General features: G+C 72.3%; 3 protein-coding genes and 3 tRNA genes. 3 read left to right on the top strand and 3 right to left on the bottom strand.

The window, feature by feature from the left end:
* The 3 genes from Q7W29_02830 to nikR form a co-directional block, all read left to right on the top strand.
* Window positions 1–419: ABC transporter permease (locus Q7W29_02830; GenBank protein ID MDO9170743.1), on the top strand; the 419-nt coding region annotated here is incomplete at its 5' end.
* Entirely contained in the window at window positions 406–1,179 is a 774-nt protein-coding gene (locus tag Q7W29_02825; protein ID MDO9170742.1) for an ABC transporter ATP-binding protein, read from the top strand. The genes Q7W29_02830 and Q7W29_02825, both read left to right, overlap by 14 nt.
* 4 nt (window positions 1,180–1,183) lie before the next feature.
* The gene (gene nikR, locus Q7W29_02820) at window positions 1,184–1,603 is read left to right on the top strand and encodes a nickel-responsive transcriptional regulator NikR (GenBank protein ID MDO9170741.1); all 420 of its coding nucleotides are present in this window, start codon (window positions 1,184–1,186) and stop codon (window positions 1,601–1,603) included.
* A gap of 63 nt (window positions 1,604–1,666) precedes the next feature.
* On the opposite strand, the gene Q7W29_02815 is transcribed toward nikR, so the two are convergent.
* The 3 genes from Q7W29_02815 to Q7W29_02805 form a co-directional block, all read right to left on the bottom strand.
* Window positions 1,667–1,743 (bottom strand) — tRNA-Arg (locus Q7W29_02815).
* Between the two features lie 13 nt (window positions 1,744–1,756).
* Window positions 1,757–1,844, bottom strand: a tRNA-Ser gene (locus Q7W29_02810).
* A gap of 12 nt (window positions 1,845–1,856) precedes the next feature.
* A tRNA-Ser gene (locus Q7W29_02805) sits at window positions 1,857–1,943 on the bottom strand.
* Between the last annotated feature and the right edge of the window lie 144 nt (window positions 1,944–2,087).

Here is a 2,087-nt window from a genome sequence, read left to right as displayed (position 1 = left end):
GGGCGGCGCGCGCCGCGGCCCCGTTCGCCGCGGCGGTCTCGCTGGGCTGGCTGGCGGCATCGTGGTGGGAGCAGCGCCCGGCCGGCGCCGCGCTGCTGCGGCTGAACCTGCGCGTGCTGCTGATGACCTGCCTGACCTTCGCGCTGGCCGCCCGCCTCGACCTGCAGCGCGCGCTGGGCTTCTCGCGGACGCTGCGCTTCGCGCTGGTGCTGACCGTCAGCCAGGTGCTGACGTTCCGCCGGCTCCACGCGGACTTCCGGCTGGCCCTGCGCAGCCGCTCACCGCGCCGGGTCTCGACGGCCGCCTCGCTGCGCCACGGCGCGGCGGCCGGCGCCTGGTTCCTGCGGCGGGCCGAGCACGACGCCGTCGAGATCGCCCAGGCCCTGGACGCACGGGGGTTCTTCCTTGATCGACGTTGAACGTCTGGACCACGCCTACGACGGCGCCGCGACCCTGCGCGACGTCTCGTTCCGCCTCGGGGCCGGCGAGAAGGCCGTGCTGCTCGGCTGCAACGGCTGCGGGAAATCGACGCTGCTGAAGATCCTCGCCGGGCTGGTGCACCCGCTGTCCGGCGGGTACCGCTACGACGGCCGCCCCGTCGACGCGGCGGCGCTGCGCGACGCGGCGTTCCGCCGCCGCTTCCGCGCCGAGGTCGGGCTGCTCTTCCAGCGCAGCGACGCCATGCTCTTCAACCCGACCGTCCGCGACGAGATCGCCTTCGGGCCGCGCCAGCACGGCCTGGGCGACGCGGAAGCCAGGGTCGTCCGCTGGGCGAAGGCCCTGGGCGTCGCGGAGCTGCTGGACCGCGCGCCGTGGACGCTCAGCGCGGGCCAGAAGCAGATGGTCTGCCTGGCGTCGCTGCTGGTGCTCGAGCCGCGGCTGCTGCTGCTGGACGAACCCACCGCCGCGCTGGACCCCCGCTCGACGGGATGGCTGGTGGACTTCCTGCAGGACCTCGACCAGACTCTGCTGGTGACCACGCACAACCTGTCGCTGGCGCCGGAGCTGGGCCCGCGCTGCCTCGTGCTGGGCGAGGACCACACGCTGCTGCACGACGGCGGGGCGGACGGGCTGGCCGGCGACCTGGACCTGCTGCGCCGCGCGAACCTCGTGCACGGGCACCGCCACCGCCACGGCGGCCGCGAGCACCGGCACGACCACACCCACGATTGGGACTAGGGACATGGCCAGGCAAGAGACCATCCGCTTCACCGTGTCGCTGCCCGCCTCGCTGCTCGAATCGCTGGACCGGCGCATCGTCGGCCGCGGCTACGAGTCGCGCTCGGAATTCGTGCGCGACCTGATCCGCGCCCGCCTGGTCGAGGAGGCCTGGGCCGGCGCCGCCACCGAGGTGCACGGCGCGCTGACCATCGTCTACGACCACCACCGCCGCGGCCTCACCGACAAGCTCCACCGGGTCCAGCACAACCAGTTCGTCCACATCCTCTGCACGCAGCACGTGCACCTGGACCACGACCACTGCCTCGAGACCATCGTGCTGCGCGGCACGCCGGGCGAGATCGAACGCATGGCGCTGGAGATCGGCGGGCTGAAGGGCGTGAGCTTCGCGGAGCTGGCGCGCACGGCCGTCGTCGAGGACTGAGCGCGGCGCCGACGGGCGGCAAGACGAAGGCCCCGCCGCTTCAGTGCGGCGGGGCCTTCGAGGTGGTACGCCCAGGAGGATTCGAACCCCCAACCTTCTAATCCGTAGTCAGATGCTCTGTCCAGTTGAGCTATGGGCGCGCCAACAGGGGTCTGGCGGAGAGGGAGGGATTCGAACCCTCGGTGAGTTTCCCCACACACGCTTAGCAGGCGTGCGCCTTAAGCCACTCGGCAACCTCTCCCGCCTGTGATCCTGGCGGAGGGCGGGGGATTCGAACCCCCAGGGGATCGCTCCCGGCGGTTTTCAAGACCGCTGCCTTACCAGTTAGGACTAGCCCTCCGGCTGCCGTGTCATCCGCAAGACGTCCGGCGCCGGGGCCCGCCCCGACGGCGGCGCCCTGAGGCGCCGCGGACCAGGACGTTACGTCCTGTCCCCGGGTTTGTCAAGGAACCCTACCGCCAGACGGCCTGGCGTCCCGAGTTCG

It is taken from the genome of bacterium (genome assembly GCA_030654305.1).
Classification (GTDB): Bacteria; Krumholzibacteriota; Krumholzibacteriia; order LZORAL124-64-63; family LZORAL124-64-63; genus PNOJ01.
The sequence above is the reverse complement of the archived record's forward strand: the minus strand, read 5'-3'. Positions and strand labels throughout refer to the sequence as shown.

Bases quoted from the DNA above. Each gene is read 5' to 3' on its own strand.
- nikR (MDO9170741.1), top strand. From the start codon at position 1,184: ATGGCCAGGCAAGAGACCATCCGCTTCACCGTGTCGCTGCCCGCCTCG.